Below are 13,224 nucleotides of genomic sequence, written 5' to 3' on the forward strand. Positions count from 1 at the left end.
TGGAGGCGACGATGACCGGGACGGGTGGGGCGGCCGACCGCGCACCCGCCCTGGCGCTGCGCCGGGTGACCAAACGGTTCGGCGCGGTGGAGGCGCTGATCGAGGTCGACCTTCAGGTCCGCCCGCACGAGGTGGTGGCGCTGGTCGGGGACAACGGCGCCGGGAAGTCGACCCTGGCGAAGATCGTCTCCGGGGTGGTGCAGCCGGACTCCGGGGTGCTGGAGGTCGGCGGCGATCCGGTGGCGATCCCGAATCCGGCCGCCGGGCACGCGCTGGGCATCTCGACCGTGTTCCAGGACCTGGCGCTGTGCGAGAACCTGAGTGTGGCGGCGAACGTCTTCCTGGGCCGGGAGCTGCGGGCTTCCAAGCACCGTCCGATGGACATCGACGGGATGGAGCTGGCGGCGGCGGAGATCCTGCGCGATCTGACGATCACGGTGCCGTCGGTGCGGGTGCCGGTGCGCGAGCTGTCCGGTGGCCAGCGGCAGGCGGTGGCGATCGCCCGGACCCTGACCACCCGGCCTCGGATCCTGGTGCTGGACGAGCCGACCGCCGCGCTGTCGGTGGTGCAGACCGCCGAGGTGCTGACCCTGATCGAGCGGCTGCGGGCGATGGGCCTGGCGGTGCTGATCATCAGCCACAACCTGGCGGACCTGCGGGCGGTGGCGGATCGGATCGAGGTGCTGCGGCACGGCCGGAACAACGGGTCCTTCGACGCGGGGACCTCGGCGCCGGAGGAGATCATCGGGGCGATCGCCGGTGCCACGGTGCCGACCCGACCGCGCTGGGCATGACGCTTTGCCTTCACAGGTTGTCGGCAAATCCCCTCCCTGCCGCATTGCAGAACGATAACGGCGGGTGGATTTTGCGTTCAACTGTTGACGCGTAGCTCGCGGCGTCCCTACTGTCCTGCCGTTCAACGACGAACGATCGGCACAGAGAGCAGGCGCGATGCCGGACAGCCCCGTCGTCCTCGACATGAGGGCGATCACCAAGACGTTCCCCGGCGTGCGCGCCCTGGACCAGGTACGGATGACGGTCCGCGCCGGCGAGATCCACGCCATCTGCGGGGAGAACGGCGCCGGCAAGTCGACGCTGATGAAGATCCTCTCCGGCGTCTACCCCTACGGCAGCTACGACGGGCAGATCGTCTACCAGGGCGAGGAGGTCCGGTTCAAGGACATCAAGTCCAGCGAGCGCGCCGGGATCGTGATCATCCACCAGGAGCTCGCGCTGATCGGCGAGCTGTCCATCGCGGAGAACATCTTCCTCGGCAACGAGAACTCCGGCCCGTTCGGCATCGACTGGGACACCACCCGCGAGCGCGCCGCCGAACTGCTCGCCCGGGTCGGCCTGGACACCTCACCCGACGAGCTGGTGAAGAACATCGGCGTCGGTCAGGCCCAGCTGGTGGAGATCGCCCGGGCGCTGTCCAAGGACGTGAAGCTGCTGATCCTGGACGAGCCGACCTCGGCGCTGAACGAGGAGGACTCCGAGCACCTGCTCGACCTGCTGCGCGGGCTGCGGGCCAAGGGCCTGACCAGCATCATGATCAGCCACAAGTTGAACGAGATCGCCGCCATCGCCGACTCGATCACCATCATCCGGGACGGCCGCACGGTGGAGACGCTGGACGCGAGCGCCGGTGAGGTCGACGAGGACCGGATCATCCGCGGCATGGTCGGCCGGTCGCTGGACCACCGGTTCCCGGACCACACGCCGCAGATCGGCGAGGTCTTCTTCGAGGTGAAGGACTGGACGGTCGAACACCCGCAGGTCGCCGACCGGTTGGTGTGCAAGGGATCGACCTTCCACGTCCGGCGCGGGGAGATCGTCGGCTTCGCCGGGATCATGGGCGCCGGTCGCACCGAGCTGGCCCGGTCGATCTTCGGCCGGTCGTACGGGCGCTGGCGGGGCGGGCAGCTGCTGATCGACGGCAAGCCGGTCGAGCTGACCACGGTGCAGCAGGCCATCGACCACGGCATCGCGTACGTGCCCGAGGACCGCAAGATCCAGGGCCTGAACCTGCTGGACAGCATCCTCGACACCATCGTGTCGGCGGATCTGAAGCGGATCACGAAGCACCGGGTGCTGGACACCGACACCGCGTTCATCGCCTCCGAGCACTACCGGAAGTCGTTGAACATCAAGACCCCCTCGGTGCGCGAGGGCGTCGTCAAACTGTCCGGCGGCAACCAGCAGAAGGTGCTGCTCGGCAAGTGGATGTTCCCCGAGCCGGGCCTGCTGATCCTGGACGAGCCGACCCGGGGCGTGGACGTCGGCGCCAAGTACGAGATCTACGGCCTGGTGCAGCGGCTGGCCGACGCCGGCAAGGGCGTGGTGGTCATCTCCAGCGAGCTGCCCGAGCTGCTCGGTCTGTGCGACCGGATCTACACCATCTTCGAGGGCCGGATCACCGGTGTCCTCGACCGGGAGCAGGCGAACCAGGAGGACCTGATGCGCCTGATGACCGGTTCCAGCCCCGCAGTCACCCACTGAAGGACAGACGATGACGTCACTCAAGCAGTTGTTCGGCGGCGGCGCCCGGCAGTTCGGCATGGTGTTCGCGCTGATCGCACTGGTGCTGATCTTCCAGTTCGCCACCGGCGGCAAGGTGCTCACCCCGACCAATGCGCAGAACATCATCAACGGGAACTCCTACGTGCTGATCCTGGCGATCGGCATGGTGCTGGTGATCATCGCCGGGCACATCGACCTGTCGGTGGGGTCGGTGGCGGCGGTGGTCGGCATCATCGTGGCGCTGGCGATCCGGGACTGGGGCATCCCGTGGTGGCTGGGCATCGTGCTCGGCCTGGCGGTGGGCGCGGTGATCGGTGCCTGGCAGGGATTCTGGGTGGCCTACGTCGGCATCCCGGGCTTCATCACCACCCTGGCCGGGATGATGTTCTTCCGCGGAGCCAACCAGTACATCGGCAAGTCGAACACCGTGCCGGTGCCGAAGGAGATCCAGTTCCTGGGTGCCGGATACCTGCCGGAGTGGGGGCCGAACACCGGGTTGAACAACTCGACCCTGCTGCTGGGCATCCTGGCCATCGCCGCGCTGGTCTACGGCGAGACCCGGCGTCGTCGCTCGGCCCGTCGACTCGGCGGTGCCCCGATCCCGACCTGGGCGTCGGTGGTGCGGGTGGTGCTGCTCGCCGCGGTGATCGCCGGGGCCACCTGGCTGTTCGGCTCCGGGCGGTACGGCACCTCCTTCCCGATCTCCGGCGTGATCCTGGTCGTGCTGGTGCTGGTGTACGCGTTCATCTCCAACCGGACGATCACCGGTCGGCACGTCTACGCGGTGGGCGGCAACCGGATCGCCGCGTCGCTGTCCGGCGTGAACATCCGGCGGACCAACTTCTTCGTGATGATGAACATGTCGATCCTCGCCGCGCTGGCCGGGATCATCTTCATCGGCCGGTCCACCGCCTCCGGACCGTTCGACGGCACCAACTGGGAGCTGGACGCGATCGCCGCGGTGTTCATCGGTGGCGCGGCGGTCTCCGGCGGTGTCGGCACCGTGGTCGGGTCGCTGATCGGTGGCCTGGTGATGGCGGTGCTGAACAACGGCCTGCAGCTGATGGGCGTCGGGTCGGACAGCACCCAGATGATCAAGGGCCTGGTGCTGCTCGCCGCCGTCGCCTTCGACGTCTACAACAAGATCCAGGGCCGGCCGTCGATCGTCGGACTCCTGCTCAAGGGCGTGCGCCGCGGCCCGGTGAACCCCGAGGGCGACGACAGCGGCCAGGGCACCGGCGCCAATCCGGTCTCCCCCGCGGAGACGCTCGCCCGCAACTGATTCGCCGTGCCGGAGCATCCGGCACGGCGCTCGACCGCATCCAACGACGGGTGCTCAACCGAGGAAGAGTGACATCACCCATGAAGAAGCTGACTGCGGCGCTGGTCGCCGCCGGAGCCGCCGGAGCGCTCCTGTTGTCCGGTTGTTCCTCCTCCGAACGCGGTGGCTCCGACGACGAGTCGTCCGGCGGCGCCACCGAGTCCAGCGGCTTCGCCGCCGACGCCACGATCGGGGTAGCGCTGCCGCAGAAGACCTCCGAGAACTGGGTGCTCGCCGAGCAGCTGTTCAAGGACGGCCTGACCGAGGCCGGGTTCGACCCGATCGTCCAGTTCGCCAACTCCGGTGTCACCGAGCAGCAGAACCAGATCCAGGCGATGACCGAGCAGGGCGCGAGCGTGATCGTGGTCGGCGCCATCGACGGTTCCCAGCTCGGTTCCCAGCTGGAGGCCGCCAAGGAGAACGGCGCCCACGTCATCGCCTACGACCGGCTGGTGAAGAACACCGATGCGGTGGACATGTACGTGGCCTTCGACAACTACCAGGTCGGTGTCCTGCAGGGGAAGTCGCTGCTGGAGGGGCTGGCCGCCCGCAAGGGTGACGGGCCGTACAACATCGAGCTGATCGCCGGGTCGCCGGACGACGCCAACGCCACCCCGTTCTTCGAGGGTGCGATGAGCGTGCTGCAGCCGAAGATCGACGACGGCACCCTGGTCGTGGTCTCCGGGCAGACGTCCTTCGAGCAGATCGCCACCCAGGGGTGGAAGGCCGAGAACGCGCAGAAGCGGATGGACACGATCCTGTCCGGCTCCTACGCCGACACCGAGCTGGACGGCATCCTGTCGCCGAACGACACCCTGGCCCGTGCCGCCCTCACCTCGGTGGCCCAGGCCGGCAAGGAGACCCCGGTGATCACCGGACAGGACTCCGAGGTCGAGTCGGTGAAGTCGATCATGGCCGGGGAGCAGTACTCGACCATCTACAAGGACACCCGCGAGCTGGTCGCCCAGACCATCAAGGAGATCCAGGCCCTGCAGAAGGGCGAGGAGCCGGAGATCAATGACACGAAGTCGTACGACAACGGGGTCAAGGTGGTCCCGAGCTACCTGCTCACCCCGGTGATCGTCACCAAGGAGAACGCCGCCGAGGTCTACGCCAAGGACGACACCCTGGCGCCGCTGACCAAGTGAGAGCGGACGAGGCCCCCACCCGCATCGGTGGGGGCCTCGTCGTCTATCCGGGTGTTCTGATAGAACTCTGGGCATGACCAGGATCGGCGTGATGCTGCCCCGTGACCTGCCCGCCGCGCAGTTCACCACCTTCGCCCGCGAGGCCGACGCGCTGGGCTACGACGAGCTGTGGCTGGTCGAGGACCTCAGCTACCGCGGTGGCTTCGCGCAAGCCGCCGCCGCCCTGGCCGCCACCGAGCGGATCCGGGTCGGGATCGGCATCCTGCCCGCCGCCGTGCGGAACGTCGCCTATGCCGCGATGGAGATCGCCACCCTCGAGCAGCTGTTCCCCGGCCGGGTGGACGTCGGGATCGGGCACGGCATGCCGGGCTGGATGCGGCAGGCCGGTTGCTGGCCGGAGAAGCCGTTGAGCTTCCTGAGCGACTATGTGCGCACGCTGCGCGCCCTGCTGTCCGGCGGGTCGGCCGCCGATCTGGCCCTGGATCCCGCCGTGGTGCCGGACCGGGTGCCGCCGCTGCTGTTCGGGGTGCGCGGACCGAAGTCGCTGGCCGCGTCGGGACGGCTGGCGGACGGCACCGTGCTGGCCGAGCCGACCACCCCGGAATACACCCGCGCCGCGCTCGGGTCGATCGCCCCGGCGGGCGACCATGCGGTGGTCGCCTACAACGTCGGCGTGGTGCGCGAGGACGAGTCGGCGGCGCTGGCCGCCGCGCGCCCCGGCCTGGAGTGGATCGGCGAGCCGGACTGGGCGCCGCACCTGGCGCCCCTGCCCTTCGCCGACGCACTGGCCGAGCTGCGCCGCACCGCCGTCGACCGCGCGTCGTTCGCCCGGGACCTGCCGGATGCCTGGGTGCGGCAGCTGGCACTGGCCGGGACCGTCGACCAGGTGCGCGCCCGGATCGCCGAGCTCGGCGCATCGGGGGTCACCTCCAGCGTCTTCATCCCGGTCGGCGCCGACCCGATGGCCGCCCTGCGCGAGCTGGCAGCCGTGTTGTGAGGGCGCGCCGCACCGACCCGGGCCGCCGCGAGCGCCTGGTGGAGACGGTGCTGGACCTGATCGCCCGCGACGGCACGGCCGGTGCCACCTACCGGGCGGTGGCCGAGGCGGCCGACGTGCCGATGGGGTCGATGACCTACCACTTCCCCACCCGGGACGACATGCTGTTCGCCGCGTTCAGCCATCTCGCGGACACCCAGCACGCCCGGTTCGACCGGATGATGGCCGAGCTCCCGGCGGGCGAGGACCCGCGCGAGGCGGTCGTCCGGATCATCGTCACCCACGGCACCGACTACGGCCGCGATCTGGTGCTGTCGGCGGAGCTGTACGCCCTGGCGGCCCGCGACCCGCGCTACCGCGCGCTGACCCAGGACTGGATGGAACGCTCCCGGGCGTCGTTGGCCCGGCACTTCCCGAGCGAGCTGGCACCGATGGTCGACGCCCTGATCGAGGGGCTGGTGCTGCACGGTCAGCTGGGCACCGAGCCCTTCGACGAGGACCGGGTGCGCACCGCCGTGTACCGGCTGGTCGGCGACCTGCGCTGACCAGCCGGTACACGGCGGCCGATCAGCCCCACACCGCGACGGTCCGCCGCACCGGGACGCCGGGGTCACCGGTGGCGAACAGCTCGGGATGCGACGCCCGCACCGCCTCGATGTCGGCCAGCACCGCGCGCAGGTGGCCGCGCAGGAGGTCGACCGCCTGATCGGCGTGCCCAGCGACCACGGCATCGAGGATCGCCGCATGCTGCGCGTGGAACGGTGCGGCGGTCGCCTCGCGCAGACCGAGTCGGCGGGCGCGGTCCAGGTGCCCCTTGGCCGAGACGACCGTGGGCCACACCCGGTCGTGACCGGCCAGCCGCATCAGGCCGCGATGGAACTCCTCGTCGAGGCGGAAGAACGCCTCCAGGTCGTTCAGCACCGCTCGCTGGTCGTCCAGGTTCGCCCGGAGCTCGGCCACCACGGCGGGGTCGGGTGCACGCGGCACGTCCCGCAACGAGCCGAGCTCGACCGACTCCCGCAGGAACTGCGCGTCCCGCACGCGCTCGATCTCCACCCGGGCGACGAAGGACCCCACCTTCGGGAAGACGTGCACCAGTCCCTCGCGGGCCAGCAGGATCAGCCCCTCCCGGATCGGCGTGCGCGAGACCCCGAGCTCAGCGGCGAGTTCGTTCTCGGACAGCGGTGCGCCCGGTGCCAGATCCAGGGTCAGGACGCGGGACCGGATCGACTCGTACACCACGTCCCGGCTGCTCCTGACGGCTTCCACCGCTGCATCGTACTGGGATTTCGTTGACAGGAACCGGCGGGCGATGCTTGCATACAAGAGCTGTGCACAAGCGCGGTAGACAATGTTGTCGGCCGATGACGGAGCCGGTGATCCGGGCGGGCGGGGCTCCGTGGTCGGCACACAGAGGAGCCCTGATGACCACCCGTGACACCCTCACCGAACCCGGTCCCGCCCAACGATCGACCTCCGACCTGACCCGCGCCGCCGTCTCCGGTTGGCTCGGCACCGCCCTGGAGTTCCTGGACTTCCAGCTCTACTCCCTGGCAGCGGCCCTGGTCTTCACCCCGCTGTTCTTCCCGGACACCGCACCGGGCATCGCGATCATCCTGGCGATGGCGACCTACGGCGTCGGCTACGGCGCACGACTGCTCGGCGCCTTCGTCTTCGGTCGGATGGGCGACCGGGTGGGCCGCAAGGGCGTGCTGTTCTTCACCATCGCCCTCATGGGCATCGCCACCACCCTGATCGGCGCCCTGCCCACCTACGCCCAGGTCGGCGTGCTGGCCCCGATCCTGCTGGTCACGCTCCGGCTGATCCAGGGCTTCGGAGCCGGCGCGGAGATCGCCGGCGCGACCACGATGCTCACCGAGTACGCGCCGCGGGACAAGCGCGGCCTGATCGGGTCGCTGGTGGCGCTCGGCACCAACTCCGCGACCCTGGTCGCCACCGGATTGTGGGCACTGTTGGTCGCCCTGCTCAGTGAGGACCAACTCCTGAGCTGGGGCTGGCGCATCCCGTTCCTGGGGTCGTTCCTGGTGCTGTTCCTCGCGATGTGGATCCGGATGCACCTCAAGGAATCGCCGGTGTTCGAGGACCGGCCGGACGTCGTGGACGGCAAGGCGCTCAGCTCCCAGGAACTGCGGGAGCGCGCCGCGCAGGACGACGACGCCGCCCGGGCCGTCGTCAGCCAGCGCAAGGGCCGGGCGTTCTTCGTGGCCCTGATGCTCCGGTTCGGCCAGGCCGGGAACTCGGGCCTGATCCAGACCTTCCTGGTCGCCTACCTGGTGACCGAACTGGGCCGGGCCAAGACGCTGCCGACCAACGCGATCCTGATCTCCTCCGCGGTCGGGTTCGTCACGGTCCCGCTGGTCGGCTGGCTGTCCGACAAGTACGGGCGCCGACCGCTGTACCTGGCGTTCCTGGGCGCCTCAGCGCTGCTGGCGATCCCCGGCATGGCCCTGATCGGTGCCCCGGCATCGGTCGGGATCATCCTGGGCATCATCGTGCTGCACAACGTCAGCGTGCTCGCGCTGTTCTCCCTGGAGTCGGTGACGATGGCCGAGCTCTTCGGCGCCCGGACCCGGTTCACCCAGCTCGCGGTGGCGAAGGAGGTCGGCGGCATCCTGTCGACCGCCATCGGCCCGATCATCGCCGCCTCGCTCACCGCGCTGTTCCACTCCTGGTGGCCACTCGCGCTCATGCTGCTGGCGTACTCCGCCATCGGCCTGATCGGCGCCCTGATGATGCCGGAGGTCCGTGGGCGCGACCTCACCCGACTGGAGGATGCGCTGTGAGAGCCGTCGTCGTACACGGAGCCGGTGACCTGCGGGTCGACGAGCTGCCCGATCCCACCGCCGGACCCGGTGAGGTGCTGGTCGCGATGGAATGGGGGGGCATCTGCGGCTCCGACCTCGCGTACTGGCGGCACGGGCGATCCGGCACCGCGGTGCTCCGGCACCCGATGGTGCTCGGCCACGAGGTCGCCGGGCGCATCCGGGCGGTCGGCGCCGGGGTGCGCGGGCTGGAGGTCGGCACCGCCGTCACCTTCCAACCGGCGCAACTGATCGGGGACGGACTGCTTCCCGACCGGCTCGCCGGGCGCACCAATCTCTACCCCCAGGTGCGGTACTTCGGATCGGCCGCCTTCGACCCGCACACCGACGGCGGGTTCAGCGAACTGCGGGCCGTCCGCGCCGACCAGGTACGGGTGCTCCCGCCAGGCGTCGACACCCAGCGCGCGGCGCTGGCCGAACCCCTCGCGGTGGCGATCCACGCCGTCGGACGGGTGCCGGACCTGCGCGGTCGCACCGTCCTGGTGAACGGCGCCGGACCCATCGGGTCGCTGGTGGTCGCGGCGGCCCGCCGGGCGGGTGCCGCCGAGGTGATCGCGGCCGATGTCTCCGCCGACTCGCTGGCGGTGGCCCGGGCGATGGGCGCCGACGGCACGGTGGACGTCCGCACCGCATCGTTGCCCACCGACGTCACGGTGGTGTTCGAGGCGTCCGGGGTGCCGGCCGCCCTGGGCGGTGTGCTGCGAGCGACGGCGAAGGGCGGCACCGTGGTCCAGGTCGGGAACCTGCCCGGCACCGAGATCACCGCGGTGCTGGGCGACCTGATCACCCGGGAGCTGACCTGGGTCGGGTCGTACCGGTTCGCCGAGGAAGTCGACGAGGCGATCACGGCCCTGGCCGAGGGGCTGGAGGTCGACCCGTTGATGACCCACGTCTTCGACCTCGAGGACGCCCGCGCGGCGATGGAGACCGCCGCCGACCGATCGACCGGGAGCAGCAAGGTGATGCTGCGCCTCGGGCGGTGAGCCGCAGCGGGGGCCCGGCATCAGGGGGTGCCGGGCCCCCGCTCACTCGTCTCGGTGCGCCGACTCCCGCAGTGCCCGTCCCCGGCGCACGTCCTCCCGGCGCTTGGCGGCCTTCTTGTCGCTGGCCCGGGTGTCCCGCGGCGGCAGCTGGATGGACTCCTCCGCCGCGATGCCGCCCTGCAGCTCCCGACCGCGTTCGATCTCGGCGTCCAGCTCGGCGCCGAAGAGCAGCGCCAGGTTCGTGATCCACAGCCAGAGCAGCAGGATGATCACCCCGGCCAACGAGCCGTAGGTGCTGCCGTAGCTGCCGAAGTTCGCGACGTAGAACCCGAAGCCCACCGAGGCGACGATCCAGACCAGCACCGCGACCAGGGCACCGACGCTCATCCAGCGGAACTTGGGCTGCCGGACGTTCGGGGTGAAGTAGTAGAGGATCGCCACGGCGGTCACCACCAGGGCCAGCACCACCGGCCACTTGGCGATGTCCCACACCGTGACCGCCACCGAGCTGAGCCCGATCGCGTCACCGACCTGCTCGGCGACACCGCCGGAGAGCACCACCGCGACCACGATCAGCACCGCGATGACCACCAGCACCAGGGTGACGACCAGCAGCACCGGGCGCAGCTTCCAGATCGGGCGGCCCTCGTCGATCTCGTAGACCCGGTTGATCCCGCGGCTGAACGCCGTGACGTACCCGGAGGCCGACCACAGGGCGACCAGCAGCGAGATCACGAAGGTGATCCCGGCGCCCGGGGAGTTCGAGATGTTCTCCAGGATCGGCTTGAGCGTGTCCTGAGCCGTGTCCTGGCCGACGATGCCGGACGCGGTGGACACCAGGTCCTCGACCAACTGCTGCCCGTCGCCGACCAGTCCCAGGATCGACACCACGGCCAGCAGGCCCGGCGCGATGGCCAGCACCGCGTAATACGTCAGCGCCGCCGCCAGGTCGGTGCACTGGTCGTGGCCGAATTCCCGGAGCGTGGTGCGGAGCACGTAGGTCCAGGACCGTCGGGTCAGGTCGTCGGGCGAGTCCGGCTTGCGCGGGTCGTCCGGCGCCGGAGCGGTGGCGTCGCGTGCGGTGCTGGGCTGCTCGTCGTCGGCGTGGGACATGCCGCCAGGTTCACCCCAGCTGATCCGCCCCGCCACACGAGGGTCCCGGGCTCAGCTGGTCCGGCAGCCCAGCAGCGGGTTCGCACCGCCCGCGGAGTCGATGGCGTACACGCACACCCGGTGCGACCCCGGAGCGACGGTGGCCGAGGCGACGAAGCCGTGCGCGGCCCCCTTGCCGTACGCCCGGTCGACATCCGGCCGGGCGCGGTTGGCGGCCAGCGCGAGCACCGCCTTGCCGTCGACGTAGACGTGCACCGGGATCGAGTCCGCGGTGTCCGGATCCAGCGCCCAGCCGGACACGGTCAGCCGCGAGCCGGAGGTGGACACCGCGTCCACGTTCCCGATCGGCGCGGCGTTGGTCACGGACACCGTCCGGCAGCCGAGGGACGGATTGGGTCCACCGGCGGAGTCGATGGCGTAGACGCACACCTGGTGCGAGCCATAGGCCACGGTCGACGACCAGTTGAACCCGTGGGCGGCCCCCTTGCCGTAGGCCCGCTCGACGTCGGGGCGGGTACCGGTCGCGGTCACCGCACCGCCGAACGTGCCGTCGATGTAGACGTGCACCGGGATCGAGTCCGAGGTGTCCGGATCCAACGCCCACCCGGACACCCGCAGCGCGTTGCCCGAGGCCGACACCGCATCCACGTTCCCGATCGGCGCCGCATTGCTCACCGACACCGTCCGGCAGCCGAGGGACGGGTTCGGTCCACCGGCGGAGTCGATGGCGTAGACGCACACCTGGTGCGAGCCATAGGCCACCGTCGACGACCAGCTGAACCCGTGCGCGGCCCCCTTGCCGTACGCCCGCTCCACGTCGGGACGCGAACCGCTCGCGGTCACCGAACCGGCGAACGTCCCGTCCACGTAGACGTGCACCGGGATCGAGTCCGAGGTGTCCGGGTCGAGCGTCCACCCGGAGACGGTCAGCTGCCGCCCGCTCGCCGTCGCCGCGTCGATCTGCCCGATCGGCCGCGCGTTCGGCGTCACCACCGTGTACCCGACCACCAACGGCGCGGAGGCGGAGTAGCCGGACCGCACCGTCAGCGTGTAGCTCACCGACCCGGTGGTCGTGGTCGCGGGGAAGGACCAGGTCCCGGCCGCGGTCACGGGCACCTGGAAGGACTCCCCGACCGACGACTGCACCGCCAGCGTGGTGTTCGCGGGCGCGGTGCCGCTCACCAGTGCGCCCGCCTCGATCGTGGCATTCGCCGCCGGGCCGACCAGCACCGGCGCGGCCAGACTCACCGCCACCGTGTACCCGCCGGTGCGGGCCAGCGCCGTCGGCAGGTCGGCCGCCCACATCAGCGGCGCTCCCCCGGAGGTCGTCCCACCCGACACCACACCGACCGCCGTGCCGCCCTGCAGCACCGCTCCCCCGGAGTCACCGTGGTCGGAACGCACATTCGTCTCGAACCCGTAGACCAGCCGGCCGTCCACCCGGGCCCAGCCGAAGGCTCCGACGGTGCCCTCGGTCAGCCCGGTAGTACGACCCGACTTCACCACCTGGCCGCCGACCTCGGCGGTGCCCACGGCGGTGACCGGGCGGGCCGACTGGGACAGGTCGGCAGGGGTCGCCCAGTTGGTCACCCAGGGCCGCAGGGTCAGGCTGGTGTTCGTCACGTCGATCACCGAGACGTCCGTGGCGTTCCGGTCCGTGTCGCCCGCGGTATTGCCCGGACCGCCGAACTGCGAGTACCCGAAGGTGCCCAACTCGGCCTGCGTCCGCACCGAGCCGCCACCACCGGCGGGGTCGCCGCTCGGAACCGTGAGCAGGGTTCGGCTCACCAGACCGTCGCCGGTGCAATGGCCGGCCGAGATCACCGCCGGACGGCCACTGGGCGAGAATCCGGTGAATCCGATCGAGCACAGGAATCCGGATCCGTCGTCCAACAGCCCGACATATCCGGCGCCGGCCACGACATCGGTGCTGGCCAATGCGCTGAATGGCGCATCGATCACCTGGACGTCCACATTGCTGTGCTCCGTGACGAACTCCTCCGCCGGCGGGGCTAGGTCGTCCTCCGGCGTGGTCACCGCCAGGACCACATTGCCCTCGCCGTCCGTGGTGACCGACTCCACCCCGTCCACCCCGAGGAGTGCCACCGCCTGCTCGTCGAAGGCGGCGCCCGCCGTCGGGGCGACGGCATCGTCGGCGCTGGCCGTCGGCGCGGTGATGCCGCCCGCCAGCCCGATCACCAGGGCGGCAGTCGCCACCGTCGCCACCCGGCGTCGAGTCGCGGCGCTGCTGCGTGCACGGAGCAGGACAGGAATCATGGCTGGCACCACCCGGAATCGT

General features: G+C 70.5%; 11 protein-coding genes. 8 read left to right on the plus strand and 3 right to left on the minus strand.

From position 1 onward, the window contains the following. The first annotated feature begins 11 nt into the window (after positions 1–11). From HGK68_RS14575 to HGK68_RS14600, 6 genes are all read left to right on the plus strand, one after another. On the plus strand, positions 12–794 hold the full coding sequence (locus HGK68_RS14575; RefSeq protein ID WP_169167152.1) for an ATP-binding cassette domain-containing protein: 783 nt from the start codon (positions 12–14) through the stop codon (positions 792–794). Positions 795–951: 157 nt separating this feature from the next. After that, positions 952–2,499, plus strand: coding sequence for a multiple monosaccharide ABC transporter ATP-binding protein (gene mmsA, locus HGK68_RS14580; RefSeq protein WP_169166614.1), 1,548 nt, complete (start codon positions 952–954; stop codon positions 2,497–2,499). Between the two features lie 10 nt (positions 2,500–2,509). Further along, positions 2,510–3,802, plus strand: a complete 1,293-nt coding sequence (gene mmsB, locus HGK68_RS14585) for a multiple monosaccharide ABC transporter permease (protein WP_169166615.1) — start codon at positions 2,510–2,512, stop codon at positions 3,800–3,802. Positions 3,803–3,882: 80 nt separating this feature from the next. Then, complete coding sequence (locus HGK68_RS14590) at positions 3,883–4,989, plus strand: substrate-binding domain-containing protein (protein ID WP_169166616.1); 1,107 nt, start codon at positions 3,883–3,885, stop codon at positions 4,987–4,989. A 73-nt stretch (positions 4,990–5,062) separates the two neighbouring features. Beyond that, positions 5,063–5,986 (plus strand): LLM class flavin-dependent oxidoreductase, encoded by a 924-nt coding sequence (locus HGK68_RS14595; RefSeq protein ID WP_169166617.1) that lies wholly within the window; start codon positions 5,063–5,065, stop codon positions 5,984–5,986. Continuing rightward, a complete protein-coding gene (locus HGK68_RS14600; RefSeq protein WP_169166618.1) occupies positions 5,983–6,531 on the plus strand; it encodes a TetR/AcrR family transcriptional regulator in 549 nt (182 codons plus the stop codon). Before HGK68_RS14595 ends, HGK68_RS14600 begins: the two co-directional genes overlap by 4 nt. 22 nt (positions 6,532–6,553) lie before the next feature. Here the strand turns inward: HGK68_RS14600 and HGK68_RS14605 are convergent, their stop codons facing one another. Next, positions 6,554–7,255 carry a GntR family transcriptional regulator gene (locus tag HGK68_RS14605; RefSeq protein ID WP_206155760.1) on the minus strand — a complete coding sequence of 234 codons (702 nt, stop codon included), beginning with the start codon at positions 7,253–7,255 and terminating at the stop codon, positions 6,554–6,556. A 155-nt stretch (positions 7,256–7,410) separates the two neighbouring features. Between HGK68_RS14605 and HGK68_RS14610 the strand changes: the two genes are divergently transcribed. Together HGK68_RS14610 and HGK68_RS14615 are read left to right on the plus strand one after the other, a co-directional pair. Further along, positions 7,411–8,790: an MFS transporter gene (locus tag HGK68_RS14610; protein WP_169166619.1), complete on the plus strand. Its 1,380-nt coding sequence runs from the start codon at positions 7,411–7,413 to the stop codon at positions 8,788–8,790. After that, positions 8,787–9,812, plus strand: coding sequence for an L-idonate 5-dehydrogenase (locus tag HGK68_RS14615; RefSeq protein ID WP_169166620.1), 1,026 nt, complete (start codon positions 8,787–8,789; stop codon positions 9,810–9,812). The genes HGK68_RS14610 and HGK68_RS14615 overlap by 4 nt, the downstream gene beginning before the upstream one ends. 42 nt (positions 9,813–9,854) lie before the next feature. Here the strand turns inward: HGK68_RS14615 and HGK68_RS14620 are convergent, their stop codons facing one another. Together HGK68_RS14620 and HGK68_RS14625 are read right to left on the minus strand one after the other, a co-directional pair. Continuing rightward, positions 9,855–10,925: a YihY/virulence factor BrkB family protein gene (locus HGK68_RS14620; protein WP_169166621.1), complete on the minus strand. Its 1,071-nt coding sequence runs from the start codon at positions 10,923–10,925 to the stop codon at positions 9,855–9,857. A 51-nt stretch (positions 10,926–10,976) separates the two neighbouring features. Continuing rightward, entirely contained in the window at positions 10,977–13,142 is a 2,166-nt protein-coding gene (locus tag HGK68_RS14625; protein ID WP_169166622.1) for a S1 family peptidase, read from the minus strand. Positions 13,143–13,224 lie beyond the last annotated feature (82 nt).

The organism is Cellulomonas taurus, from assembly GCF_012931845.1.
Taxonomy (GTDB): Bacteria; Actinomycetota; Actinomycetes; order Actinomycetales; family Cellulomonadaceae; genus Cellulomonas; species Cellulomonas taurus.